Consider the following 23,609-nt stretch of genomic DNA (forward strand, 5'->3'; position numbering starts at 1 on the left):
AATGATACGGCTTGTGCATACACGGACATGCCGTGAAGTGTCAGTGTCGATTGATTTCGCCATTACGCCTCTGCCGCCGCGCCGAACTATCTACTTACCCGGCCGGGTGGTAGATGTACTGGATTCTTCATCTACCACCCGGCTGAGATCACTCATTGAGTGAGGACCTGGAGTCCCCACGATGTGGTTGGCGCGTCCGCAATTTCTAGGTCTTGCTGATCGGGGTCTACCCAGTTCACTGCAACAACCACATACGGAAAGTCATCGGCGTCGACACGTATGCGCACTCCTCCTTCGCCTTTGGCATACGTGCAACTGTGTTCCGAGTGGGCCATCGCCGGTGGCCCCTCGGAACACTGTAGGAAGTTGGCCTCCATTTCGTTCGGCGCACCGTCAGGACCTACGGAGCTGAACCGCTGAACGATCACTGCCCACGGTGCAAGATCGGTGTGGACATGGGACTGTCTGAATAACGGTGGATCCGGGTTGGCCTGACACGCCGAGCAGCGAGCTTGGCGGGAAGGATCGACCGTGACGGAAACACTGGAGCCCATGGCGGACGAGGTGAACCAGCTGGAGTTGGCGCAGCAGCTGCTGGCCCAGGCCAAAGAGCAGGGCATCGAGCTGATGGGCCCGAACGGACTGCTCGGGCAGTTGACGAAGAACGTGCTCGAAACCGCACTGGATGCGGAGATGACCGAGCACCTCGGCTACGAGAAGAACGACCCGGCCGGTCGCGGCAGCGGCAACTCCCGCAACGGCACCAGATCGAAGACGGTGCTCACCGAGATCGGCCCGGTCGAGATCGACGTCCCGCGGGACACCGACTCGAGCTTCGAACCGAAGATCGTGCGCAAACGGCAACGGCGGCTGACCGGCATCGACGAGATCGTGCTCTCGCTCAGCGCCAAAGGATTGACCACCGGCGAGATCTCGGCACACTTTCAGGATATCTACGGAGCGTCGGTGTCGAAGGACACCATCTCCCGGATCACCGACAAGGTGCTCGAGGAGATGACCGAGTGGCAGAACCGGCCCCTCGATCGGGTGTATCCGGTGGTGTTCATCGACGCCATCCACGTCAAGATCCGCGACGGTCAGGTCACCAACCGACCGATCTACGTCGCGATCGGGGTGACCGTCAACGGTGAACGCGACATCCTGGGGTTGTGGGCCGGCGACGGCGGGGAAGGCGCGAAGTTCTGGCTGGCGGTGCTCACCGAGATCAAAAACCGCGGAGTGGCCGATGTGTGCATCGTCGTCTGCGACGGGTTGAAAGGCTTGCCGGAGGCGATCAACACCGTGTGGGAACTCGCAGTGGTGCAAACTTGCGTTATCCACTTGATCCGCAACACTTTTCGATTCGCACCACGCCAGCATTGGGACGAGATGTCCCGCGATCTCAAACCGATCTATACCGCTCCGACCGAGGCCGCGGCCAAGGAACGGTTCGTCGAGTTCGCCACCAAGTGGGGACCGAAGTATCCGGCGATCGTCCGGCTCTGGGAGAACGCGTGGAGCGAGTTCGTGCCGTTCCTCGACTACGACGTCGAGATCCGGCGGGTGATCTGCTCGACGAACGCGATCGAGTCGATCAATGCCCGCTACCGGCGTGCGATCCGCGCCCGTGGGCATTTCCCGACCGAGCAGGCCGCGCTGAAGTGTCTCTATCTTGCGACGCGGGCGCTGGACCCCACCGGTCGGGGTAGGGCACGATGGGCGATGAGGTGGAAGCCTGCCCTCAATGCCTTCGCGATCACTTTCGAAGGACGCATCAACTAACCGATGCCAGGCCGGATCCACCGTTTATCGGACACTCCCGTGGACATCGAGATCGAACACGCCGGCATCGACTTGGTTCCACTGAACAGGCAAATCCGGTTCGAAGCTGCCGCCGCCGAGTCGGTCCGGCCAGGACGCGGCCGTAGTGGTCGCGCTCCTCGGGAGCGAAGGTGGATCCGGTGGGGTCCCACGCGTCGAGGAACGAGCCGAAGAATTCCGGGGCGACGGCGGCGATCATCTTCTCGGGCATCCCTGCGGGCTGGGCCATGAGGTAGAGATGCCAGGCCACCTTCGCGTTCACGCCCTGGAGCACGGCCCAGGTGTCCATCGTGGGAAGGACATCGAGGATGCCGAGGTAGTCGACGGCGTCGGGGTGGTCGAGTCCTGCGCGGACGGCGACGAGCGCACCGCGGTCGTGACCGACGAGCCCGAAGTGGTCGAAACCGATCTCGCGGGCGACCGCGACGATGTCGTTCGCCATGGTGCGCTTGGAATACGTCCCGGGGTTGTCGGCTGGGGGTTGGTCGCTGGCACCGTAGCCGCGCAGGTCGGGGACGATCACAGTGTGGTCGTCGGCGAGTGTGCGGGCGACGTGGCGCCACATGTAGTGGGTCTGCGGGAAACCGTGCAGCAGGACGACAGCCGGCCCCTGGCCACTGATGGCGACGTTGAGCTTCACGCCGCCGTCCCCGGCGATCGTGCGGTAGGTGAAGTCCTCGATGGTGCAGCGGGTCATGGGGTCTCCGTAGTCGTAGTCGTGGTGGAGGTTTCGGGCTGGCCGGAGAAGATGCCGGCGGGCAGGTCCGTTCGGCCGGCGGACGCGGTGAGCGCGGGAATGATGACGGTGTCGACGAGGGCTTCGAGGTAGGTGTCGTCGACGGTGAGACCGTTCGCTCGTCGCAGGAGCAGGACTGTGCCCACGACCTCCTCGTATGCGAATGGTTGAGCGCCCGAAGGGAGTTCGCCTCGTGCAACGGCATCGTCGAGGACCGCCTGGGGGAGGCGTGCGCCTGTCGGGCCGACGGTCTCCTCGATGGCGTCGCACAACTCCGGGTCTTCGAGTCCCGCGTGGAGCAGCATGAAGGCGGCGTTGCTGTCGGTTGCGGACATGGTGAGGCTGAGGCGTTGCGCAAGCATCAGCAGATCGTCGCGGAGTGTGTCGCCGCGCCGGAGTGGGACCGCCGAGGGATGCGCAGGGGCGTCCTTCACTGCTGCGAGCACCATGTCGCGCTTGGACGGCCATCGTCGATACAGCGTTGCCTTCGACGCCTGGCAACGTCGAGCGACCGCTTCGAACGTCACGCCCTCGTAGCCTTCCTCGGCCAGTAGTTCGAGAACGGTGGTAGTGATCCGACGCTCGAGTTCGGCATCGCGTGGACGTCCGCGTTGCGCAGGCGGCTCATTCAGATACGACACGTTCCGTATCGTAAACCAGACGGCCGCTGTTCGGCGAACTGCAGGGTCGACACCCGCGTCTTTCCGGTCACGGTCGATTGTGATGCACTGTCTCGTTGTCGGCATAACGGACATCGGCGAGGAGATCGGTATGGGGTTGAGGTATCACCATCTGGCGTTCGGTCCGGAGGCGGTCGTTCGTCAGGAAGCTGCGGGCAGCATCGTTGCCTACGGTGCCGACCTCGACGAACCCGACCGAGGACCTCAGCCGTTGGGCGACCGGGAACTCGCTCTCGTACGCGAAAGCTTCCAGTTCCACATGGCGACGGTGACCCCGAGCGGATGGCCCTATGTCCAGTACCGCAGCGGACCCGTCGGGTTCCTGCACCACCTCGGTGGGCAGACGATCGGGTTCGCGGACCACCGAGGCAATCAACAATTCGTCTCGGTCGGGAACATCGCGGACAACGGAAGGGTCGCGCTGTTCCTCGCGGACCTTCCGCTGAAGAGGCGGTTGAAGGTCTTCGGTACCGCGCGGGTGGTCGATGCGGACGACGACCCGCAGCTTCTCGACCGGCTGCGCGATCTCGGTGACGGTCGGAGAATCTCGGCGCGATGCGAGCGAAGCATCGTCATCGAGGTCGAGGCCTTCGACTGGAACTGCTCGCGGAGCTTGATCCCGCAGTACACCGACGAAGCGGTCCGCGCCCGGATCAGTCCCTACATCGACGAGATCAACGACCTCCGAGCCGAAGTGGATTCTCTTCGGGCACAGCTGAAGGCGGCGGGGGAGAACTGACGGCCGCCGAGGTGCGCGCGTGCAGGCTCAATCCCGACGGAGCTGTGCGACAACCAGATGCAGTGCCGCCGTGGTGGTGAGAGTCCGGACCCTTTCGCGGTCTCCGGGGAAGCGGCGGGTGACCGTGTACGTCGGCCGTCCCTCGATCGCGACGCCGAAGCACACCGTGCCCACCGGCTTGGCCTCGGTTCCACCGTCGGGGCCGGCGATCCCGGTGGTGGAGACCGCGACGTCGACCTTCAGGCGACGTCGGGCACCCTCGGCCATAGCTGCGGCGACCTGCTCGCTCACCGCGCCGTGCTCCGCGATCATCTCGGCCGGTACGTCGATCAGATCGGACTTCGCGTCGTTGGAGTACGAGACGACGCCACCCATGACATAGGCCGACGACCCGGGACGGTCGGTGAGCCGCGCAGCGACGAGTCCGCCGGTGCACGACTCCGCAGTCGCGATCGTGCGGCCGTCGAGGGCGGCGATCAGCTGGTCGTCGATGGTGGAACCGTCGGTCGAGAAGATCTGGCGTCCATGGTGTTCGGTGAGGATGTCGAGAAGGCGGTGGTAGATGTCCGCGTCACCGGAGGCGACTCGCGTCACCATGTCGAGTTCGCCGTGTCGGAGGCAGGTGGTGATCTCGAGGCGTTCGAGGCCGGCGATCTCTGCTTCGGCCCGGCGCAGCGTCTCGGCGAGTTGGGCCTCGTGCAATCCGTAGGCGCGCACGGTGTGCTGCTGCAGGTCGTCGGCTCGCGCCAACACGTCGGCGACCGCGGGGGAGGCGACCGCGCTCGGCCACATCGCCTGCAGCTCACCGGGCGGGCCGGGCAGGATGACGATGGTCGGTACCGGCCGATCGCCGGCGACCGCGGGGATGACCACGCCCGGCGCTGTACCGGTGGGCGGCAGGGCGGTGGCACCGGCGGGCACGTGCGCCTGCTTCCGGATCCCGATACGCGTCGGCCCGGCGTCGAGATCGGGGGTGTCCGGGCGGAACCGGCGGATGACACCTGCGATGTGTTCTTCGAGTTCGGGGTCGAGCAGCAGTTCGCGATCGCAGTACTCGGCGACGGTGGGGACGGTGAGGTCGTCGGCGGTGGGACCGAGACCCCCGCTGGTGACGATGAGATCGACGCCCTGCTCGGTGAGGAAACGCAACTGTGCGGTCAGGTCGGCGGGCCGGTCACCGCAGATCGTGATGTGGGCGACGTCGACGCCGAGTTTCAGGAGTTGGTCGGACAACCACGGTCCGTTCAGGTCGGAGATCCTCCCGGTCAGCACTTCGGTCCCGGTCACGATGATTCCTGCACGCACGCTCACGGAGCCGAGCCTAGTCGGCGACGATCATCGTGGACGCCTCGCTGCTCTGTTGCGACGGTCTGCGGGGCGGGCGAGCTCACGAAGCATGCCGGGAGCCCGGCGCGCCATGGTCAATACTGCCCGGTCCGAGACGGTCGGGCGTGGCGGCAGCGGAGGCTGTGCAGGACGGGCCCCGACCGTCGCCCTGAACACCTGCACCTGACCGGGCACACCTTTGAGCCGATGCCTGCCCAGGTCGGTGAAATCGAAATCTCCGCCGACCGCAAGCTCGCGCACCGCCTGTGAGCATCGCACCTCCCCAGGCCCGGAGGACGCAGCGATCCGCGCTCCGACGTGGACCGTCATTCCGGTCAACCCGGGACCGGCGCGGGTGACCGCCCCGACATGCACACCGGACCGCACGGAAAATCCGAGAGTCGATGTGGCTCGGATGATCCGGTGTGCGCACTGCAGCGCGGCCACGGGACCGTCGAACACACTGAGGGTCCCATCACCCGCGATGCCCACGAGTGTGCCTCCGCCGGCCTCGACCTCCACACGCACGAGTCTGTCGTGGGCGCCCAGCAACCGCGCGAACCGGCTGTCACCGACCTCTGCGAGCAGATCGGTGGAGCGGACGACATCGGTGAACAGAACCGCGCCCAGAAACCGATCGGCCTCGACCGGATGGTCCGTGCCGCTGACGAGCTCCTCCACGTGGTCGAGAACAGGGATCAGCACTTCACCCAGCGTTGCGCCGACCGGGATCGGTGGCAGCTCGTAGAAGTGGCCGTTCGGAATATGCTCGGCAACCCTGCGGCCGGCCTCTCGGGCGAACAGAGTCTCCGGCTGGTGCAGGACCTTCGTCGGGCATTGGATCGCCGGCAGAATCGAGGAGTAGTTCGCGCGGAGGGCCCACTCGAGATGTTTCTGGGCTGTTCTCGGTGTGGCGGAGCAACGTTCGAGCAGCGCCATGATGCGTCGATTGTGCGGGACATCGAGGGTCGGGTGCGTCAGAGGTGTGAGTTTCCCGTGACCCCAGCATGCGTACGCATCCCGATACGACTCGACGAACCGGTCTCGCTCGTCAGCAGTCCATCCCGGTGGCAGATCGCCGTCCTCGGGCAACAGGGTGTCGGACCAGGCTTGGGCGAGGACCAGTCCGGAAACACGGTCGGGATACCGAGCGGCCACCAAGGCGAGGGGCCCGCAGGTGCTGGCCACGCCGACGAGCGCGGCGTGAGCGACCTCGGCGTCGTCGAGCACCGCGACGACGTCGTCGGCCTGCTCCTCGAGCGTGGGGACGTGGTCGACGGGATCGGAGAGTCCGAATCCGCGGCGCTGGAAGAACAGCGAACGCGCGAAGCCGGCGCAACGTTCGAAGTTGTAGTGGAAATGCGGATCGGTCCACATCAGGTCCGGATGCATCATGTCTTCGCAGAACCATGCGATCGGATGAGGCCCCTCGCCCACGGCCTGATACGCCAGTGCGTTGCCGTCGCGCTGGATGTACCGCGTCACGGGCGGATCCATGGGAACAACGATAGGCGCCGGGTCGACAGCGCGACGAGTGTCGACACTGTCGAAACCGACCGGCGACGGAAACCGGCCTCTATCGTGAGGTTGGTGAGGAACGCGTGGTCTTCACGGCGCGTCTCGCGGGAGACGGGTGGACGCCGGAGCAGGGGTGTGCTGCTTTCTGTGGTCGCTGCAGCGCTGCTCCTGGGTGTCTTCGCATCCGGGTGCGCCTCGATGCGCGGCGGGGTGGAAGGCGATTTCGGTCGGGCAGCGCAGCAGATCGGTTCGGCGGCGGTCTCGGCTCAGCTGAGCCTGCAGGTTTTCGCCGACGGTCGCAACACCACCGCCGCCACGGACATCGCCCTGTCGGACATGCTCGAAGAGGTCGACCAGGCCGTCTCGGCAACCGCGGATCGAGAGGTGGACACCCCCGACCAGGGAACCCTGCGCGCCGAGGTCCTGCAGGCGGCGAACACGGTTACCGGACAGATCATCCGGGGACGAGACATCGTTGCGGGAGTCGGCGAGCAGACCGAGCTGACTGCGGTTGCGGCCGAGCTCGGACGTGCAGGTACGGAGTTGCTCGATCTCGGAGACCGCCTCGAGGCGGCCGGATGAAGAGTCTCTTCGCCGTCGCTCTCGGAATCCTCACCGCGATCGGGGGATTCCTCGACATCGGTGATCTGGTCACCAATGCAGTGGTGGGCGCGCGTTTCGGGTTGTCCCTGGCCTGGGTGGTGCCGGTAGGCGTGCTGGGAATCTGTGTCTTCGCGCAGATGTCCGGTCGCGTCGCTGCGGTCAGCGGCCGAGCCACTTTCGAGATCATTCGCGAACGTCTCGGGCCGCGCATGGCAGTGGCGAATCTGAGCGCGTCGTTTCTGATCAACCTGTTGACGTTGACCGCCGAGGTCGGTGGTATTGCGCTGGCGTTGCAGTTGGCGAGCAGTGTGAACCCGAAGTTGTGGATTCCGGTAGCCGCCCTGGCGGTGTGGCTGGTGATCTGGCGGGTGAGGTTCTCGGTGATGGAGAACGTCACCGGGGTCGTCGGACTGTGCCTGGTCATGTTCGCAGTGGCGGTGTTCCTTCTCGGCTCGGATTGGGGGCAGCTCGCGGACCAGGTGTTCACTCCATCCCTGTCGGACGGCGAAAACCTGGCGGCATATTGGTATTACGCGATCGCGTTGTTCGGTGCGGCGATGACTCCGTACGAGGTGTTCTTCTTCTCCTCCGGGGCGGTGGAAGAGAAGTGGACGGTGCGAGATCTCGCGAAGTCCCGGCTCAACGTCCTCGTGGGATTTCCCCTCGGCGGCATCCTCTCGGTGGCCATCGCCGCCCTGTCGGCGATCGTGCTGATGCCCGGTGGGGTAGAAGTGTCCAGCCTGTCGCAGGTGCTGATTCCGGTGGCGGAAGCGGGAGGAAAACTGGCGGTCGCAGTGATCATCCTCGGGATCGTGGCGGCCACCTTCGGCGCGGCGCTCGAAACCGCGCTGTCCGGTGGCTACACCCTGGCGCAGTTCCTGGGATGGTCGTGGGGCAAGTTCCGACGGCCGGTGGAGGCGGCACGATTCCACCTGACCATGCTGGTGTTGCTGATCGTCGCCGTCGGTGTGCTGATGACGGGAGTGGACCCGATCCTGGTCACCGAGTACTCGGTGGTGTTCTCCGCAATCGCCCTGCCCTTGACGTATCTACCGGTCCTGATCATCTCCAACGACCCGCAGTACATGGGCGAGCATGTCAACGGCCCGGTCGTCAACGCGATCGGTACCGTCTACCTGGTCATCATTGTCGCTGCCTCGGCGGCGGCGATACCGTTGATGATCGTCACCGGAGCAGGCCAATGAGCACATCCGAGCACCCATCCACCGGCACCGACCGAGGCGGTCGGCTGATCGATGCCCGCCTGCACCTGTTGGACCGGCAGATCCTCGATTGCGACGGCGTACCGGTTGCCACGGTCGACGACATCGAACTGAGCGGCATCGAATCCGACGGGGGCGGTACCTCGTCGGCGCCGCGTATCGAGGCGATCCTCACCGGCTCCACATTGATGACCCGGATCTTCGGGGGTCGTCTGCCCCGAAGCCGCTTGCATCGGATCACGTGGGACGACGTCGCCGACATCGGCATCACTCTCCGACTACGGGTGCGGTCCGAATCGTTGGATGCGACGTGGCCCGAGCGATGGGTGCGGGATCAGATCATCAGTCGTATTCCCGGGGGCCGTCATGCTCCTGACTGATCTGCTCGACCTTCCCGTCCACGATCACAACGGCGACCGCGTCGGGTGGGTGTGCGATATACGTTTCCGCATCCCTGCTCGTCCCGCCGCATCGGACAGCGGCGGAGTGGCGTCGCCGGAGGTCGTCGGCATTCTCCTCTCGCCTCGCCGGCGCGGATCGTACCTCGGATTCGAACGCACCGATGTGCACGCACCGGTGTTGCTCGCGTGGTGGATCCGGTGGCGGCACCGCGGGACCTGTCTGGTTCCGTGGTCCGATGTCGATCACGTCGAGGACGGGGCTGTCGTCCTGGACGCGCAGTATCGTCGGGAATCCCCGCTACTGAGTCGCTGACCGATCACGCCGCAGCCTCGACGATGCGGGGCGGAGTCACCACGCTCCGACGGAAGCACGCCGCTGCTGCCGACGCCCACCTTTTCCCTCGTGACGTCGCCGCCCCGGTATCCGCTGCGCGCGCCGACGCAGCGCGAGCTCGTGCTGCAAGCGCTCCGCAGAAAGCTTGCCCGGACCGTGAATGCTCGTACCGTCCGGTCGTTCGATCGTGGTGGCCATCGCCGTGTTTCTCCCTCGAAGATCTCGAAATGCGCCGGCGATCAGTAGTACTCCTCGGCGAGTATCGGGGCAACGGAATTTTCGCCTCACCGTTCGAGGACGCACGAACACCGAGCCGACGATCGCCGGATCATCACGAGTGCCGGCGCACCACATCGTCGACGATCGCAGCCAGCTCCGCAGGATGAGTCATCGGCACGTTGTGGTTGGCTGAAATCTCCACCAGTTCTCGGTTCGCAGCGGCGTCGACCAGCGTCTGCACCTCGTCGCGGCGCTGTGCGTAGAACCCTCTGTCGGGCAGGACGAACGTGATCGGGCACCGAAGGTGCGTATACAAGTCCACACTCGGATAGATGGCTGCGTGTGAGTCGGGAGCACTGACGACGGCGATCTCGTCGAGGCTCGGCCGTCGCTCGTAGAGCGTATCGCTACAGCGGAGGAAGGTCCGTCGCATCACCGCACGGACGAGCTCCGGGCGGGATCCGGCGTTGAGCCAGTCGGTTTCCGCCTCGCGCACACACTGCTCGATGTACGAGAGCAACTGCTGTTCGGTCGCCCGCCAGCCGTAGCGGAACGTCTCACGGTGAACCGTCTCGGGTTTGATGCCGCCTCCTTTCTTGAGGAGGATGCACATCATGTCCAAGCGTTACCCCGCCGAGCAGCGTGAACGAGCGGTGAAGATGGTCCTCGACCACCTCGACGAATATTCTTCGCCGTTCGCGGCGTGCAAAGCCATCGCCCCGAAGCTCGGCGTCGGTGTCGAGTCGCTGCGCACCTGGACCCGCCAGGCTCTGATCGATGCCGACAAGACACCCGGCGTGACCACCGCTGAACAGCAACGAATCAAAGAGCTCGAACGCGAAGTCCGAGACCTCCGTGAGGCCAACGAAATCTTGAAATCGGCCTCGATTTTCTTCGCGAGGGAGCTCGACCCTCGCCGCCGCTGATCTGCCAGTTCATCGACCAGATGCGTGCACAAGGACACCGGGTCGAGTCGATCTGCGCCGTGCTCACCGAGCGTGGCGTCAAGGTCGCCCCACGCACGTATCGGAACTGGAAAACTGCTTCTCCATCCCGCCGGACCGTCGCCGATGCACATCTGACGAACGCTCTGCGTGAGACCGTCGGCACCGCCGAAGGTCTCTATGGTCGCCGGAAGATGACCGTGCACCTGCGCAGACACGGCCACGACGTCGCGGCATGCACCGTCGACCGGTTGATGCGCGATGAAGGGCTGTCCGGAGCGGTCCGGGGCCGTCGGCACCGCACCACCATGCCCGGCGGCTCGGACAGCCGCCGCGCCCCTGACCTGGTCGATCGTGATTTCACCGCCGAGGTTCCGAATCGGAAGTGGGTCACCGACTTCACCTATTGCCGCACCTGGGCGGGGTTCGTCTATGTCGCGTTCGTGATCGACTGCTTCTCGCGGGCGATCGTCGGCTGGCATGCCGCCACCGTCAAGGACACCGCGATGGTCACCACCGCCTTGAAGATGGCATTGTGGCGACGTGACCACACGGGCCACCCGGTCGGCTCAGGGTTGATCCACCATAGCGATGCCGGCAGTCAGGGTGGATTCAATCGGTCGTCGCAACACCTCGATGACGGAGGTGTGCGATGGGACGCAGCAACAAGCAGACACGCCAGGCGCCGGTGGGTGCCCGACGGCAGTGGGCGGCGGATCGGGCGTTGCGCCCGTCGATGCGGTCACCGGGGAGACCGGAACCCTCGCGTGCGGTGCAGCGCGATTTCTGGCGGCGGATCGCCTCAGGAGCGACGACTGCCGACGCCGCGGAGGCCGTCGGCGTGTCGTGGCCGGTCGGGTCCCGGTGGTTCCGTCACGCTGGCGGCATGCCGCCGATCAGCCTGGACGAGCCCACGGGCCGCTACCTGTCGTTCACCGAGCGTGAGGAGATCGCACTGTTGCGCGCCCAGGATGTCGGCGTGCGGGAGATCGCCCGTCGGATCGGACGCGACCCGGGGACGATCTCACGCGAGCTGCGCCGCAACGCGGCGACCCGCAGCGGCACGCAGGTCTACCGAGCCGGAGTGGCGCAGTGGAAAGCGCAACAAGCCGCGAAACGCCCGAAAACGGCGAAGCTGTTAGACAACGACAGGTTGCGTGAGTATGTGCAGGAGCGGCTCTCCGCGGCCGTCCGCCGGCCCGACGGCACCGCCGTCGCAGGCCCCGACACGCCCGCGTGGAAAGGACTGAACAAGCCGCATCGGCAGGACCGACGGTGGGCGACGGCATGGAGCCCGGAACAGATCTCGCACCGGCTGAAAGTTGATTTCCCGGAGGATGAGTCCATGCGCATCAGTCACGAGGCGATCTACCAATCGTTGTACATCGAAGGTCGAGGCGCCCTGACACGGGAGTTGGTCACATGCCTGCGCACCGGCCGGGCACTGCGGGTGCCCCGTAGCCGATCGCAGAACAAGCCGCAGGGACATGTCACCGCGGACGTGGTGATCAGCGAACGCCCCGCCGAAGCCGAAGACCGTGCTGTCCCAGGGCATTGGGAAGGCGACTTGATCATCGGGACCGGCCGGTCCGCGATCGGCACGCTCGTCGAGCGCAGCAGCCGCTCCACGATCCTGGTGCACCTGCCTCGATTGGAGGGGTGGGGCGAGAGGCCGCCTGTGAAGAACGGTCCGTCCCTCGGTGGCTACGGCGCCGCCGCGATGAACGCCGCGCTGACGACATCGATGACCACGCTTCCCGAGCAGCTCCGCAAGACCTTGACCTGGGACCGCGGAAAGGAGCTGTCCGGTCATGCCCGGTTCGCTCTCAAGACCGGCACGAGAGTGTTCTTCGCCGACCCGCACTCGCCCTGGCAACGACCGACGAACGAGAACACGAACGGCCTGCTGCGCCAGTATTTCCCGAAGGGTACCGATCTGTCCCGGTGGTCCGCCGAGGACCTCGACGCCGTCGCTCTGGCGATCAACAACAGGCCACGCAAGGTCCTCGGCTGGCGAACCCCGGCCGAGGTCTTCGCCGAGCAGCTACGCTCCCTGCAGTAGCCCGGTGTTGCATCGACCGGTTGAACTCGCCCAGTACACTTCCATCTCTTTCGCGGAAACCCTTGTGCTGGAGGGTATTGCCGCGTCGATTGGCAGCGTCGGAGACGCATACGACAACGCTCTGGCCGAGAGCACGATCGGGTTGTTCAAGACCGAAGTGATCACCAAGGGAAACCCGTTCCATCCGGGTCCCTACAAGTCCGTCGAGGACGTCGAGTACGCCACGATGGAGTGGGTCGACTGGTTCAATCGCAGTCGCCTGCACAGCCGTCTCGGATACGTCCCGCCGGATGAATTCGAGGCGGCGTACTACGCTCACCTGTCGACTCCACAACCGGAGCCGTCACCGATATAGGAGCGGCAAGAAACCCGAGACGGTTCACGGAGCTCTTCGGCGGCCTGAGGGTTCTGCCACCGTGCTGGGGCAGCTGTTGCTGCCGCTCGCTCGTCCAGCACCATGCCGTCGACCACGCACAATGCCGCCCCATCCACCAGACCGGCCGCAACCGCTGCAGTGACTGCGTACCCACCCGTGGAATGCCCCACCAGTACTGGCCGGTCCAAGCGGAGTGCCTCGACAACAGTGCCGAGATCACGCCAATACTGTTCGGGGGTGCTCGAAGCAAGCATGCTCTGCCCGTGCCCGCGCAGATCCACCGCCACCGGATGGCAGTGCTCCACCAGATGCGCCGCTACGTCGGTCCACACCGCGGCGTTGTGCCCACTGCCGTGGACCAACAGCACATCCGGCCCTCGGCCACCGAAATCGAGACCCGACAGCACGCCGTCGTCGACAGGCACTTCGGTACGGGTTCCCGACACCATCACCACCCTCGCCGTCGGTACCTCGGCGAGCCCGCCTACTGCAGAACGTCACCTACCCCTCATGAGACAACCGATCCATCCGATCGGTCAACGGAATTCGGCCGAGTGCCGTCGCATCGGATCTCAGGCCGCAGCCGGCGCGCGACACCCGCACCGCACGGCACGCCCCTGCTCGTCGTCGGGAAGCCACCCGTATTCGTCGCAGTCGCCGCACTTCGGTCGGAGAACACGGGGCGTCGGCAGCGACCGCCACAACGGCAACCATCCGTGCGCCAGTCGCATCGGATTGCCCGGTCTGTGCACGGATTTCGCCGCCGCGACCAGAGCCGGCACGCCGTGTGTGGCGACGAGTGCTTCGATCGCCGCTGCCGCGTCGGGTTTGAGGTAGACGAAAGTTGCGGTGAGTCCGGCCCGCCTGCAGGCTGCCGCGAGCTCGACCACCGCCGGACTCAGCGGCGCCTTCGCGACGCGCGGTGTGCGGTTGGTTTCCGTCCTTGGTCTATCGGTACTTGAAAGGGCGCCTGGGTCTCCGATGTCCGCGCTGCCGCGGGTCGGATTCTCAGACGCCGGGTCGGTGACGGGACGTTCGTAGATGGTCTGGATGGTGATCCACTGGCCGAGCTCGTTCTGGATCTTCTCGCGTACCAGGTAGCCGAGGTCGGCGAGCTCGCGTAAAGCCGATCGGATGGCGTCGCGACCTTCTTTTGGTGACTGCGCCGCGATCGAGTCGGCGCGGGTGCGCCAGTCGTCGGGCTTGGACAGCAACCAGGCGAGCACGCCCCGTGCGCGGAAGGACAAACGCTCGTCGGTGATGACGGCATTGCTCAGGACGGTGAAGTTGGCGGCAAGGCGCGGTCCACGACGCACGCCGCCGGCCAGGGTATTCTGACCCACGTTCGACTCCTGTTCAGTCGGACATCCGGCCCGTCGGGAGTTGCAGCTCCTGGCGGGCCTTATTCGATTGTGGCCGCGCGGATCGGCGGCGTGCTGGCATCGTGCCACCGTCTGTACAAGGCGCGCAAGGAATCGAGCGGGGGTCCTCGAAGTTCGGTGTTCCGGACCTCGCTGAGCGGGGTCCGGAACACCGAAGTTTCACAGGCGTATGAGGGCAGGACGTCGGTAACGCGTTCGCGCAGGACGTAACGCCGACGGGTGACTGCCGTCAGGTCTCGATCTCTTCGATGAGCGATGTGTGCGTCGCGGTCGGGCTCGGGTGAGTCATGCGATGCGTTCGGCGGTGCGGTCGCCCGTGTCGGCCCGCATGCTCACGAAGACTCGGGCGAAGCCTTCGGAGCCGTGACCAGCGGCAATCTCCCGAGTGATAAGTCCCTGCAGGGCAACGAGTGTCGCCGGATCGACGCACTGTTCCTCGCTGGCGCTCACAATGTGACCGAGATCGGAGAACTCCAAGCTCTGTTGCCCCGGAGCGGTGTAGTCGCCGGCATCGATGACTGCCGCATATTCTCTGAAACCGCTGGTCATTGCGCGGAGGAATGGGGTTGCGCGGCGCGCGAATTCCTCGGCGGTCATGCCTTCGGATCCCACCATGGCAGCGCCGTGGAAGAATCCCGCGAACATCTGGTACATGCCCGAAAGCATCGCCAAGTCGACCAGCGATGCCATCCCCGGGTCCGCGCCGTCGTACGTGCTGGTCGCCCATGTGTCGAGGAGTTCGTGGTGCTGCTCGTAAATGGGTTGCGGGCCGCTGTAGAAGATCTGTGCTGCGGGAGTGCCGATCATGTCCGGGACCGCCAGGATTGCGCCGGTCAGGTAGGCGATGCCGTGCCGATCGGCCCAATCGGCGAGCGCGCGAGCCTCGTTCGGGGTGGTGGTCGTGAGATTGATCAAGGTGCGCCCCCGCAACTGCTCGACCACCGGGGTGAGGGTCTCGTAAACCGACGTCGCCCGGAGCAGACAGGCGACGATGAGTGGGTTCGCCCCAGCCGCAGCGGCAACGGTCTCAGCGGGGTGAGCGCCGCTCTCAACCAGAACGGTGTCGCGACCAGGGCTCCGATTCCAGACCGTCACGTGGTAGCCGATGTCGAGGAGTCGTGAGGCGAGGGCACTGCCCATGGCGCCCAGACCGAGGACCGTGACGCCTGTACGTGGGTACGGGGTTGCGGAATTCGTTGTCATACATCCATGCTGGACAACGACCTACGGACATGAAAGTACCCACTATCTACTGCGGTACTTACCGAGATGTAAGTGAGGAGTCCGAGATGGCGAAGAGACCGCGCTCCGGACCGTACATCTGCGGGATCGACGCCGCACTGGATGTCGTCAGCGGTAAGTGGAAGGGCCTGATCCTGTGGGAGCTCCACGATCATGGCAAATGTCGATTCGCTGAGCTTCGCAGGGCACTCTCTGGTGTCAGCGAGAAGATGCTCACCCAACATCTGCGGCAGATGGAAGAAGACGGTCTCATCTATCGCAAGGTCTACGCGGAGGTGCCCCCGAGGGTCGAGTACTCCCTCACTGACGAAGGTATCTCCCTCAACGCGGCACTGGAGCCACTCGGCCAGTGGGGACGACACCGACTCGAGCGCGAGGGCCTGGCGATCAACGCGACCCCACCGCACGCGTCGACAATCTCCTGACCTGCGACAACCAGGGCATGTCCGACAATCTCGTCGAGCCGTGTCGAGGACCTGCCGGAGGTTCACACCCAGGAGTTGTCGGCCGGCCGCGTACGCGGTGTGCCGACCGGGTTTGGATCCCCATCTCCGAGTTTTCCGGTCTGCGCAGATCATCGTTGGTCGACATCGGTCTTGCCCTCGCGCACGAACTTCCGTCGACCGGCCACGTGGCTCCTGTCCCGGTCAAGGGCCTTGTCCAGCACCGAAGTCCCTCGTGTCGGACAGTTTCGGAGTCTGAGTCGCCTCGATACCCGAAGTGCGCTCGGCATCTGTCGGACATGCCCTAGAGGGACGCTTCGAACCGCGCCTCGACGTCGGCGGTGAGGGTGACCCGATCCGGTTCGAAGACCAGCTCGGGTTCGGCCGATTCGGGGGCACTCATCGCATCCGAACGCAGCATCGCTGTGCGCATCATGGGCGCGCCGCCCGCGTGGACGGGTGAGGGCTGGGAGCCGAGCATGCCCGGATCGGCGATGGCCACCGCACGAATAGTGTCGAGACCCAGCGACGTCGTGTACGCCTTCGCCTTGTCCAGGGCGTCGCGGACGGCGAGGTCGCGGACCTGTGCGAGTCGCTTCTTCCGGGCCTTGCGGGTGATCCACCACTGGAGATCGGCGACGGTGACCACCTCGAGTTCGGCGACCCGTTCGACGAACGCACCCACAGCGTCGAACTCGTGGAAGGCGACGGTGATCGACGCCGACGAGTTGTACACCCACGGGCGGTTCTTGCCCTCGCGGTTGAACGGGCGCCGCCGGCTGTGGCGCACCCGATCGAAGGTCCACCGCTTCACGGGGCTCGGGGTGCGCTTGCGCAGTTCGGTGATGAGATCGGTGATGGTGGCGACGGCCGCGGTCACCGGTTCGGCGGACTGCTTGCGCGAGGAGCCGTCGGCGTGCACCCGCAACACCACTGTGCACCGGTTGGGTGCGACGGTGCGCTCGGCGTGCCCGGTGACGGTGATCGTGACGGGAGGCTGGGTCATGCGCACGAGTGTGCCAGCGCGAGCCGTCCCCGTCGGGCAGACGGCACGTGCCACGGTCGGAACCGCCGAATCCGACCTTCCGGGCGTCGCATTCGTGCCACTCTGAAGTTGTCAGAAGTGAGAGGTGTGACTGGTGGGACGACTGGGTATCTGAGTTGTGTCGAACTAGCCAGTGTTCATGAAAGGACTGCACATGCTCGGACTCGGAATCCTCGGTTGGATCATCATCGGTGGTCTCGCCGGTTGGATCGGCAGCAAGATCATGGGCACCGACGCCCAGCAGGGCATTCTCCTCAACATCGTCGTCGGCGTCATCGGCGGCTTGATCGGTGGTTTCCTGCTGAAGGTCTTCGGCGTGGATGTCGAAGGCGGCGGACTGATCTTCAGCTTCCTGACCTGCCTCCTCGGCGCGGTCATCCTGCTGTTCCTCGTCAAGGCCGTCACCGGTCGAGGCGTGCGCCGCTGACCGCTCTGCGTCAACGAGGTCCCGGATCCACACGGATCCGGGACCTCGTTCATGTCGGGGGTCGTCTCGTCAGACCAGTTGATCGCGAAACCAACGTGGGTCGGGATTGGTATGCGACACGTCGCCGACGAACACCGTCGGCACCGTCTCGTTCCCGCCGTTGACTTCCCGGACCCGAGCGGCCGCAGCGGGATCCCGCCAGATGTTCACCCAGATCGCGCGACGCGCGCGAGTGCGCAGGGTGGCGCGCAACCGGATGCAGAACGTACACCCCGGACGCCAGTACACCACCGGAACGCCGCGGGTTGCGGCGTCGCGACGGGCGGTCGCGTCGTCGACGTGATGGGGGAAGAACAGGGGAGAGGTGACCCACGCAAAGACGAGGAGCAGTACTCCCGTCACCACCGAGGTCACGTCGAATGCGCCGGTGAGCAGAACGACCGCCGCGACGGCCACCATCGCTGCGGAGAGGATCCAGGTTCGCCACACGCGTGCGAGCCTATCGCCCGGGCGGGAGGCAGAAGCCACTTCGTCCGCCGGCCTGCAGTCGTCTCGGAACGGGACGCGTCGCAGGCGCGAAGCTCCCCGTCACCCCGCCCGACCAGCCGGTCTGCAGCCGGGCAAGGTGGCGCGATAGCGTATTCGGTCATGGTCGTCACCGAGAGTTCACCTCCTGTATCCCCGCGGTTGGTCCGCTCGATGTTCATCCCTGCCGTAGGGGTGGCGCTCGTGCTGACTCTTCTCGCGGCGGCGACGGTGCCGATGCGCGACCGCCTGTATCTGTCCGTCGCCCAGACCGTCGAGGAATCCTTCCTCGGACCGCTCGCCGGTCTCGTCGCCGACAAGGGGCTGCTCGTCCTGGTCGCCTTCACCGGTGTGCTCGCGGCGTGGCTGTGGCGGAACGATCGACGCAGCTTCGGCACTCTCGCCGTGGGTGGTATCGGTGTCGTGGGTGCCTACCTGTCGAGCGAACTCGTCAAGCTCGTGGTGACGGAGCCGCGACCGTGCCGCGCGCTCGGCATCGAGACGGTGCTGGAATGCCCCGAGGTGGGGGACTGGTCCTGGCCGTCGAACCACTCGGTCATCGCGGCGTCGTTCGCCACGGCGTGTGTCCTCGCGGCTCCGCGTCTGATCTGGCTGGTCGCTCCGCTCGCCGCAGTGCTCGCCTTCTCACGGGTGACGGTGGGTGTGCACTACGTCCACGACGTGCTGTCGGGCATGGCGCTCGGCGTGTTGGTGGTCGCGCTGGTCGTCGTGGTGCTTCTGCCGTTCGCGTCGCGGCTTCCGATCCTGTCGCGTGAGGCGCGGGCCGTCCCACCCACGGGGTAGGCGCACCGAATACAGCACACCGAATCCGGCTGTCGGCAGAGTGAATCTGCAGGCAGCCGGATTTTTGTTGGCAAGTCGGACGGGGCGCGACCGCCTCGAAGCTGTCGCGGTCGTGCTCATGGTGGGCTTCATGCTGCTGTTGAGCCCTGTCGCCGACGTCGTCGTCGTTGTCGACCTCCGCGTTCGGGGTACTCGATGCACATGAAGGATCGGGCCTGGGATCTCGCATACGCCGCCGGCTGGTGGGCGGTATGCGCGCTACCGGAAAAGCCGGCGAGTCGCCTGTTCGAAATGGCCGCGGATCGAGCGGCCCGAAACGGCGGGCCGCTCCAACTACGCCGCAACCTCGCTCGGGTCTTGTCCACCACTCCCGATCAGGTGCCCGACGAACTCGTGCGCGCGAGTCTGCGTTCCTACGCGCGATATTGGTGCGAAGCGTTCCGGTTGCCGTCGATGGATCCGGTACGGCTGGCCGAGACCATCGACTCCGCAGCCACCGGTCTCGAACACATCCACGAGGCCGTCGCACGTGGGAGCGGCGCAGTGTTGGCGCTTCCGCACAGCGGGAACTGGGACCTGGCGGGAGTGTGGATCGTACAGCGGATCGGCACACCGACCGTCGTCGCCGAGCGGCTCCAACCGGAATCGTTGTTCCGCCGCTTCGTCCGGTTCCGTGAAGGTCTGGGTTTCGAGATCATCCCGCTCACCGGCGGCACTGTCCCACCATTCGAACAGCTGGCCGTCCGGATCCGGGAGGGACGGTTCGTCGGACTCCTCGGTGAACGGGATCTGACAGGAACGGGCGTGCCGGTCACCTTCTTCGGCGAACCGGCCTGCATGCCGGCCGGCCCGGCCAAACTCGCGATCGATACCGGCGCACCGCTGCTACCGGTGCACTGCTGGTTCACTCCGGGCGGCTGGGGATTCCACGTCGACGCACCGATCGATACCGCAGGCGGCGTACAAGCCACGACCCAGAGGCTGGCCGACCGGTTCGCTGCCGGTATCGCCGCGCATCCCGCCGACTGGCACATGCTGCAATCGGTGTGGACGGCCGACCGGCGGGACCACACGCAGACACCCGGCAGGGAGTGACGCTGCGGGTTTCTCGCGGCCTGCGTCGTGGACGGTCAGAAGAAGTCGGCAGAGGTGATCTCGGCGCGGAAGAATTCCCCGTCCCCGCCGGTGCCCGTGTCCCAACTCGCGCGGATCCGCGAGGCGATGGTCATGCCGCCGAACCGGCGTTCGGCCTCGACTGCGACGATGAACGGATACCGGCCGAACTCGTGATTGTCGGGGTTGCCCCACCGCAGCATCCGCACCCCGCACAATGCCCCGTCATCGGCGACATCCAGACGCACGGTCTCCTTGCGTCCATCCACCGTCCAGGTCGCCGAGGCGACGAATTCGTCGCCCCGCCATCGTGCGAGGGGAAATGTTGTAGGCACGAAGATGCTCTCCCCGGCCAGGCGACCGGCCGCACTGTCGCTGACATCCGGGCCGTCGGCGGACATCACCGGGATGATTCCTCCGATCCGCCAACGCATCTCGCCACACCCGTCGGTGAAACGGTCGTACCCCGACACGGACAGCGGGCCGAGCCGAGTGGTTGCAGCCCAGATGAAGCCCGTCGTCGGAGCGAGGAGTTGCACGGCGGTGAACGGTCTCCAGGAGCCGAGTCTGATCTCCCCGGACATCTCCAACCGTGCAGCTGCGGCCATCGGCGTGCCCTCAGCGACGGCATGATTGATCCAGCGCCGCGCAGCAGGTGGCAGGGATGCGGTCATGGCCGGCGCGAACCGCTCACCGGTGCCCTTGACCTCGGAGAGAGCACGCCAGTGGGTGCCGACATGATGAGCGGCGCGCGGAACAGCTGGTGCACGACCCATGCGCACGAATCCTCCACCGGTCGACTCGGCCCTTCACGATGCTTCGCTCGGACTCGGTGCTTCATCGGTGGGGTGGGCCGATACTCGCTGATCCCAGCACATTATGCCCGGCCACCGTGTCCTTGCCGATAGAATCGTCGATCGTCGCGTTGGTGGAAGCCTCGTCCGGTCGGTCACTACTTCGGGCGACGTGCACTTCGCAGTAGGTAGCCGACGAAGGGTTCGATCGATGGTTGCTCAGACATGCCCTAGTAGTACGGTCCCCAGGCCCCTCCTGTAGGTCTCGGACCAGGTAGTCGGGGACCTCCAGCGATGGTGATCGCGGACGGCACGTCGACTCGAAGCTCGGGGAGGACTGTACCTCGTCACACCGTGGCAAGGACGTAGGAGAGAACGAATCCAGCGGCGGTGCTCAACGCGACCGTCGGGCCTCCTTTTTCGTAGGCCTCGGGCATGAGAGTGTCTGCCAACGATGCGAGCACCGCGCCGGCAGCGAAGGCAAGCGGCAACGAGATCGTCTCGGGCGCACTCGAAGCGAGGGGGCCGGCGCCGACGACGACGGCCAGGGTGAGCAGCAGGGCGCAGATCAACCACGTGCCGAGGATGAAGGTTTGGGATCGGCCCTGCGCACGCATGGACGCGCTCCCGACCAGCGCTTCGGGAAAGTTGGAGACGAAGATCGCCACGAGCAGTGTTATCCCGCCTGTCCCTTCGCCGAGGGACACGCCGAGGGCAACGTTCTCCGGCACTCCGTCGAGGGTGACCGCGGCCAGTAGTGCCAGTCCGGCGGATCCGCTGACGGAGGCGGTGGAGGGTGGTTTTTCCGTTGCGGCGGCGTCGAGGTCGAGTTTCTCGCTGCCTTGCGGCTGTGGGTGTTTGCCCTCGGCCAACCGGTCCATTTGCTGGCTGAGGAGGGTGAAGACGACCGCGCCGGCCGCGAGTCCGAGCGCTGCGCGCCGGATGCCGCCTTGTTGATATGACTCTTCGAACAGCTCGAAGGTCAGTGCTGTGATCAGTGCGCCTGCTGCGAAGGCCAGCATGGCGGCGAGTGCGCGCTTGGGGATGGTGAATCGTCCGCCGACCAGCGCGCCTATGACCAGGGCGCTGGAAGCGATCACTCCGAAGATCAGCGACTCCATGATGACGCCACCTCTTCCCTCGCTCCCGCAGTAGCCGAGGAGATCGTCCGACGAGTCCCGAGTACCCCGTTTTCGCTGAATCAGCCGGGCAGCTGATCGAGGCGGACGTGCTGAGCAGGATCGGACGAGTGCGGGTCGAGCAGACCGGGTAGCGGCTACCTAGGAGGGGCAATCTTGCGGTCAGAACGGATCTGCCGTGGAGCCAACCAGATCCGCAACCGAGTTGATGACGCGGGTCGGACGGTAGGGGAATCGCTCGACGGACTCGCGGGTGGAAATGCCGGTCAGGACCAACAGCGTCTGCAAGCCTGCCTCGAGACCGCAGACGATGTCGGTGTCCATGCGGTCGCCGATGATCAGCGTGTGTGCGGAGTGCGCCCCGATCGCGCGCAAGGCCGACCGCATCATCAAAGCATTCGGCTTGCCCACGAAGTACGGTTCGCGACCCGTCGCGCGGGTGATCAGCGCCGCGACGGCTCCGGTGGCAGGGAGCGAACCTTCTCGTGACGGGCCGGTCGGATCCGGATTGGTCGCGATGAACCGGGCGCCGCGTTCGACCAGGCGGATCGCGGTGGTGATCGCCTCGAAGGAGTAAGTGCGTGTCTCTCCGAGGACGACGTAGTCCGGGTCGCTGTCGGTGAGGACGTAACCGATGTCGTGCAGCGCGGTGGTCAATCCGGATTCGCCCACCACGTAGGCGCTGCCGCCGGGACGCTGATTCGCGAGGAACGTCGCCGTCGCCAACGCCGAGGTCCAGATCGCCTTCTCCGGAACGTCGAGGCCGGAGCGCAGGAGGCGAGCCCGTAGGTCTCGGGGCGTGCGGATGGAATTGTTGGTGAGCACCATGAACGGCGTACCGGTATCGCGGAGTTCGGTCAGAAACGCGTCGGCACCGGGTATCAGGTGATCCTCGTGCACGAGAACACCATCCATGTCCATCAGGTAATTCCAGACCGGCGCGGATGTGGGTTCTTCGCTCATTCTTCGAGTGTGTCACCAACTGTTCCGATAGGCGGCCGATACAAAGTGATCATCCGACGACCGGTGTCGGCTCCGTGCTCACCCGCCGAGGTTCGCGACGGTCGAGTCGAGCACGCCCGCCTGCAGCTCGAGGTCGCTTTCTTCGTAGTTCCGATCCTGCGGTAGCTGCTTCCGGAGGTCTTCTCTGGTGACCACGAGAAACGGTCGGTTCTGATCGGTCAGCTCCTGGCCTCCGACAACGCGGAACCGGCCCTCCTCCAGAACGAGTGCGGGGTCATCGAGCGTCGAATCGAGGAGTTCTCGAAGGTCGGTAGCGGTCAACTTGGTGGGCACATGTCCTCCTGCACTTGCTCGTCTCTCGAACCGTTGTGTCCTCTCGGAGGTACCCGGTCGAGTGCCGGCTGAACCTGATGGTGTTCGGTCGACGCGGCGGGTCGGCAATCTCCTCGGGGAGTACATCGGCAGCGCATACCCATGTGGCGGTATGCGTCGCCTCGACGTACGAAATGTCAAGGGACCGGGTGCGTTCGGTCGCCTCTCGGCGAAAGGCGCAACACGGCTCCAGCCGAACGGAACTTCCGTGAAGGCAAAGGGTTGAGCCCGGGGGACACGAATACGCACCCGATCCGCCCAGCACAACGCGACCCGATAGCCATCTATTCCCGGTGGGGACAAGCGTGCGGAAGCCGAACGCGTGCGCGATGGACTGTGACCGCGAACATCTTCGTTGATGCTTCAACCGGCGTACGA

General features: G+C 65.5%; 25 protein-coding genes and 2 pseudogenes. 13 read left to right on the plus strand and 14 right to left on the minus strand.

The window, feature by feature from the left end; all coding sequences use genetic code 11:
* Window positions 1-552: 552 nt before the first annotated feature.
* The gene (locus CKW34_RS12510) at window positions 553-1,782 is read left to right on the plus strand and encodes an IS256 family transposase (RefSeq protein ID WP_080968475.1); all 1,230 of its coding nucleotides are present in this window, start codon (window positions 553-555) and stop codon (window positions 1,780-1,782) included.
* Here the strand turns inward: CKW34_RS12510 and CKW34_RS12515 are convergent.
* Both CKW34_RS12515 and CKW34_RS12520 read right to left on the minus strand, forming a co-directional pair.
* The gene (locus CKW34_RS12515) at window positions 1,775-2,518 is read right to left on the minus strand and encodes an alpha/beta fold hydrolase (RefSeq protein WP_231921725.1); all 744 of its coding nucleotides are present in this window, start codon (window positions 2,516-2,518) and stop codon (window positions 1,775-1,777) included. The two genes, CKW34_RS12510 and CKW34_RS12515, sit on opposite strands and share 8 nt — an antisense overlap.
* Window positions 2,515-3,198, minus strand: a complete 684-nt coding sequence (locus CKW34_RS12520; RefSeq protein ID WP_059384814.1) for a TetR/AcrR family transcriptional regulator — start codon at window positions 3,196-3,198, stop codon at window positions 2,515-2,517. The genes CKW34_RS12515 and CKW34_RS12520 overlap by 4 nt, the downstream gene beginning before the upstream one ends.
* Window positions 3,199-3,328: 130 nt before the next feature.
* Between CKW34_RS12520 and CKW34_RS12525 the strand changes: the two genes are divergently transcribed.
* Window positions 3,329-3,976 (plus strand): pyridoxamine 5'-phosphate oxidase family protein, encoded by a 648-nt coding sequence (locus tag CKW34_RS12525; protein WP_231921726.1) that lies wholly within the window; start codon window positions 3,329-3,331, stop codon window positions 3,974-3,976.
* 27 nt (window positions 3,977-4,003) lie between these two features.
* On the opposite strand, the gene CKW34_RS12530 is transcribed toward CKW34_RS12525, so the two are convergent.
* Both CKW34_RS12530 and CKW34_RS12535 read right to left on the minus strand, forming a co-directional pair.
* Window positions 4,004-5,287, minus strand: a complete 1,284-nt coding sequence (locus tag CKW34_RS12530; protein ID WP_059384816.1) for a competence/damage-inducible protein A — start codon at window positions 5,285-5,287, stop codon at window positions 4,004-4,006.
* Window positions 5,288-5,311: 24 nt separating this feature from the next.
* Complete coding sequence (locus tag CKW34_RS12535) at window positions 5,312-6,799, minus strand: adenylate/guanylate cyclase domain-containing protein (RefSeq protein ID WP_059384817.1); 1,488 nt, start codon at window positions 6,797-6,799, stop codon at window positions 5,312-5,314.
* 156 nt (window positions 6,800-6,955) lie between these two features.
* On the opposite strand from CKW34_RS12535, the gene CKW34_RS12540 reads away from it, so the two are divergent.
* Genes CKW34_RS12540 through CKW34_RS12550 form a run of 3 tightly spaced genes read left to right on the plus strand, consistent with a single transcriptional unit; the run spans window position 6,956 to window position 9,026 of the window.
* Window positions 6,956-7,402, plus strand: a complete 447-nt coding sequence (locus tag CKW34_RS12540; RefSeq protein ID WP_226949830.1) for a hypothetical protein — start codon at window positions 6,956-6,958, stop codon at window positions 7,400-7,402.
* Entirely contained in the window at window positions 7,399-8,628 is a 1,230-nt protein-coding gene (locus CKW34_RS12545; RefSeq protein ID WP_059384818.1) for an NRAMP family divalent metal transporter, read from the plus strand. Before CKW34_RS12540 ends, CKW34_RS12545 begins: the two co-directional genes overlap by 4 nt.
* A complete protein-coding gene (locus tag CKW34_RS12550) occupies window positions 8,625-9,026 on the plus strand; it encodes a hypothetical protein (protein WP_059384819.1) in 402 nt (133 codons plus the stop codon). The genes CKW34_RS12545 and CKW34_RS12550 overlap by 4 nt, the downstream gene beginning before the upstream one ends.
* A gap of 686 nt (window positions 9,027-9,712) precedes the next feature.
* Here CKW34_RS12550 and CKW34_RS12560 read toward each other — a convergent pair.
* Window positions 9,713-10,120: an alpha/beta fold hydrolase gene (locus CKW34_RS12560; RefSeq protein ID WP_095092029.1), complete on the minus strand. Its 408-nt coding sequence runs from the start codon at window positions 10,118-10,120 to the stop codon at window positions 9,713-9,715.
* 94 nt (window positions 10,121-10,214) lie between these two features.
* Between CKW34_RS12560 and CKW34_RS12565 the strand changes: the two genes are divergently transcribed.
* From CKW34_RS12565 to CKW34_RS12580, 4 genes and pseudogenes are all read left to right on the plus strand, one after another.
* A complete protein-coding gene (locus tag CKW34_RS12565) occupies window positions 10,215-10,526 on the plus strand; it encodes a transposase (protein WP_006553238.1) in 312 nt (103 codons plus the stop codon).
* A 20-nt stretch (window positions 10,527-10,546) separates the two neighbouring features.
* A pseudogene (locus tag CKW34_RS24905) lies at window positions 10,547-11,155 on the plus strand (IS3 family transposase); the annotation flags it as partial.
* A gap of 125 nt (window positions 11,156-11,280) precedes the next feature.
* A complete protein-coding gene (locus CKW34_RS12575; protein ID WP_428839094.1) occupies window positions 11,281-12,606 on the plus strand; it encodes an IS30 family transposase in 1,326 nt (441 codons plus the stop codon).
* 28 nt (window positions 12,607-12,634) lie between these two features.
* Window positions 12,635-12,961: pseudogene (locus tag CKW34_RS12580) on the plus strand (integrase core domain-containing protein); the annotation flags it as partial.
* Here the strand turns inward: CKW34_RS12580 and CKW34_RS12585 are convergent.
* The 3 genes from CKW34_RS12585 to CKW34_RS12595 form a co-directional block, all read right to left on the minus strand.
* Window positions 12,922-13,431: an alpha/beta fold hydrolase gene (locus CKW34_RS12585; protein ID WP_231921935.1), complete on the minus strand. Its 510-nt coding sequence runs from the start codon at window positions 13,429-13,431 to the stop codon at window positions 12,922-12,924. The pseudogene CKW34_RS12580 and the gene CKW34_RS12585 sit on opposite strands and share 40 nt — an antisense overlap.
* 123 nt (window positions 13,432-13,554) lie before the next feature.
* Window positions 13,555-14,325, minus strand: coding sequence for a helix-turn-helix domain-containing protein (locus CKW34_RS12590; RefSeq protein ID WP_080968457.1), 771 nt, complete (start codon window positions 14,323-14,325; stop codon window positions 13,555-13,557).
* 324 nt (window positions 14,326-14,649) lie between these two features.
* Window positions 14,650-15,567 (minus strand): NAD(P)-dependent oxidoreductase, encoded by a 918-nt coding sequence (locus tag CKW34_RS12595; RefSeq protein ID WP_059384799.1) that lies wholly within the window; start codon window positions 15,565-15,567, stop codon window positions 14,650-14,652.
* A gap of 86 nt (window positions 15,568-15,653) precedes the next feature.
* On the opposite strand from CKW34_RS12595, the gene CKW34_RS12600 reads away from it, so the two are divergent.
* Window positions 15,654-16,031, plus strand: a complete 378-nt coding sequence (locus CKW34_RS12600; protein ID WP_059384798.1) for a winged helix-turn-helix transcriptional regulator — start codon at window positions 15,654-15,656, stop codon at window positions 16,029-16,031.
* Between the two features lie 322 nt (window positions 16,032-16,353).
* Here CKW34_RS12600 and CKW34_RS12610 read toward each other — a convergent pair whose 3' ends face one another.
* On the minus strand, window positions 16,354-17,055 hold the full coding sequence (locus CKW34_RS12610) for an SIMPL domain-containing protein (RefSeq protein ID WP_059384797.1): 702 nt from the start codon (window positions 17,053-17,055) through the stop codon (window positions 16,354-16,356).
* A gap of 193 nt (window positions 17,056-17,248) precedes the next feature.
* On the opposite strand from CKW34_RS12610, the gene CKW34_RS12615 reads away from it, so the two are divergent.
* Window positions 17,249-17,521, plus strand: coding sequence for a GlsB/YeaQ/YmgE family stress response membrane protein (locus CKW34_RS12615; protein ID WP_019289453.1), 273 nt, complete (start codon window positions 17,249-17,251; stop codon window positions 17,519-17,521).
* Window positions 17,522-17,590: 69 nt separating this feature from the next.
* On the opposite strand, the gene CKW34_RS12620 is transcribed toward CKW34_RS12615, so the two are convergent.
* The gene (locus CKW34_RS12620) at window positions 17,591-18,010 is read right to left on the minus strand and encodes a glutaredoxin domain-containing protein (RefSeq protein ID WP_059384795.1); all 420 of its coding nucleotides are present in this window, start codon (window positions 18,008-18,010) and stop codon (window positions 17,591-17,593) included.
* A 240-nt stretch (window positions 18,011-18,250) separates the two neighbouring features.
* Between CKW34_RS12620 and CKW34_RS12625 the strand changes: the two genes are divergently transcribed.
* Together CKW34_RS12625 and CKW34_RS12630 are read left to right on the plus strand one after the other, a co-directional pair.
* A complete protein-coding gene (locus CKW34_RS12625; protein ID WP_231921727.1) occupies window positions 18,251-18,850 on the plus strand; it encodes a phosphatase PAP2 family protein in 600 nt (199 codons plus the stop codon).
* 195 nt (window positions 18,851-19,045) lie between these two features.
* Complete coding sequence (locus CKW34_RS12630) at window positions 19,046-19,945, plus strand: phosphatidylinositol mannoside acyltransferase (protein ID WP_059384793.1); 900 nt, start codon at window positions 19,046-19,048, stop codon at window positions 19,943-19,945.
* 35 nt (window positions 19,946-19,980) lie between these two features.
* Here CKW34_RS12630 and CKW34_RS12635 read toward each other — a convergent pair whose 3' ends face one another.
* The 4 genes from CKW34_RS12635 to CKW34_RS12650 form a co-directional block, all read right to left on the minus strand.
* Window positions 19,981-20,739, minus strand: a complete 759-nt coding sequence (locus CKW34_RS12635; RefSeq protein WP_226949832.1) for a DUF6920 family protein — start codon at window positions 20,737-20,739, stop codon at window positions 19,981-19,983.
* A 365-nt stretch (window positions 20,740-21,104) separates the two neighbouring features.
* Window positions 21,105-21,878 carry a ZIP family metal transporter gene (locus CKW34_RS12640; RefSeq protein WP_174479690.1) on the minus strand — a complete coding sequence of 258 codons (774 nt, stop codon included), beginning with the start codon at window positions 21,876-21,878 and terminating at the stop codon, window positions 21,105-21,107.
* Between the two features lie 180 nt (window positions 21,879-22,058).
* Window positions 22,059-22,859 carry an HAD-IIA family hydrolase gene (locus CKW34_RS12645; RefSeq protein WP_059384791.1) on the minus strand — a complete coding sequence of 267 codons (801 nt, stop codon included), beginning with the start codon at window positions 22,857-22,859 and terminating at the stop codon, window positions 22,059-22,061.
* 78 nt (window positions 22,860-22,937) lie between these two features.
* Window positions 22,938-23,192 carry a hypothetical protein gene (locus CKW34_RS12650; protein ID WP_059384790.1) on the minus strand — a complete coding sequence of 85 codons (255 nt, stop codon included), beginning with the start codon at window positions 23,190-23,192 and terminating at the stop codon, window positions 22,938-22,940.
* Window positions 23,193-23,609 lie beyond the last annotated feature (417 nt).

The sequence above is a fragment of the Rhodococcus rhodochrous genome, from assembly GCF_900187265.1.
Lineage (GTDB): Bacteria > Actinomycetota > Actinomycetes > Mycobacteriales > Mycobacteriaceae > Rhodococcus > Rhodococcus rhodochrous.

Bases quoted from the DNA above. Each gene is read 5' to 3' on its own strand.
- CKW34_RS12510 (WP_080968475.1), top strand. From the start codon at position 553: ATGGCGGACGAGGTGAACCAGCTGGAGTTGGCGCAGCAGCTGCTGGCC.
- CKW34_RS12515 (WP_231921725.1), bottom strand. From the start codon at position 2,518: ATGACCCGCTGCACCATCGAGGACTTCACCTACCGCACGATCGCCGGG.
- CKW34_RS12525 (WP_231921726.1), top strand. From the start codon at position 3,329: ATGGGGTTGAGGTATCACCATCTGGCGTTCGGTCCGGAGGCGGTCGTT.
- CKW34_RS12535 (WP_059384817.1), bottom strand. From the start codon at position 6,799: ATGGATCCGCCCGTGACGCGGTACATCCAGCGCGACGGCAACGCACTG.
- CKW34_RS12545 (WP_059384818.1), top strand. From the start codon at position 7,399: ATGAAGAGTCTCTTCGCCGTCGCTCTCGGAATCCTCACCGCGATCGGG.
- CKW34_RS12550 (WP_059384819.1), top strand. From the start codon at position 8,625: ATGAGCACATCCGAGCACCCATCCACCGGCACCGACCGAGGCGGTCGG.
- CKW34_RS12565 (WP_006553238.1), top strand. From the start codon at position 10,215: ATGTCCAAGCGTTACCCCGCCGAGCAGCGTGAACGAGCGGTGAAGATG.
- CKW34_RS12575 (WP_428839094.1), top strand. From the start codon at position 11,281: ATGCGGTCACCGGGGAGACCGGAACCCTCGCGTGCGGTGCAGCGCGAT.
- CKW34_RS12585 (WP_231921935.1), bottom strand. From the start codon at position 13,431: ATGGTGTCGGGAACCCGTACCGAAGTGCCTGTCGACGACGGCGTGCTG.
- CKW34_RS12595 (WP_059384799.1), bottom strand. From the start codon at position 15,567: ATGACAACGAATTCCGCAACCCCGTACCCACGTACAGGCGTCACGGTC.
- CKW34_RS12600 (WP_059384798.1), top strand. From the start codon at position 15,654: ATGGCGAAGAGACCGCGCTCCGGACCGTACATCTGCGGGATCGACGCC.
- CKW34_RS12610 (WP_059384797.1), bottom strand. From the start codon at position 17,055: ATGACCCAGCCTCCCGTCACGATCACCGTCACCGGGCACGCCGAGCGC.
- CKW34_RS12615 (WP_019289453.1), top strand. From the start codon at position 17,249: ATGCTCGGACTCGGAATCCTCGGTTGGATCATCATCGGTGGTCTCGCC.
- CKW34_RS12630 (WP_059384793.1), top strand. From the start codon at position 19,046: ATGCACATGAAGGATCGGGCCTGGGATCTCGCATACGCCGCCGGCTGG.
- CKW34_RS12635 (WP_226949832.1), bottom strand. From the start codon at position 20,739: ATGGGTCGTGCACCAGCTGTTCCGCGCGCCGCTCATCATGTCGGCACC.
- CKW34_RS12640 (WP_174479690.1), bottom strand. From the start codon at position 21,878: ATGGAGTCGCTGATCTTCGGAGTGATCGCTTCCAGCGCCCTGGTCATA.
- CKW34_RS12645 (WP_059384791.1), bottom strand. From the start codon at position 22,859: ATGAGCGAAGAACCCACATCCGCGCCGGTCTGGAATTACCTGATGGAC.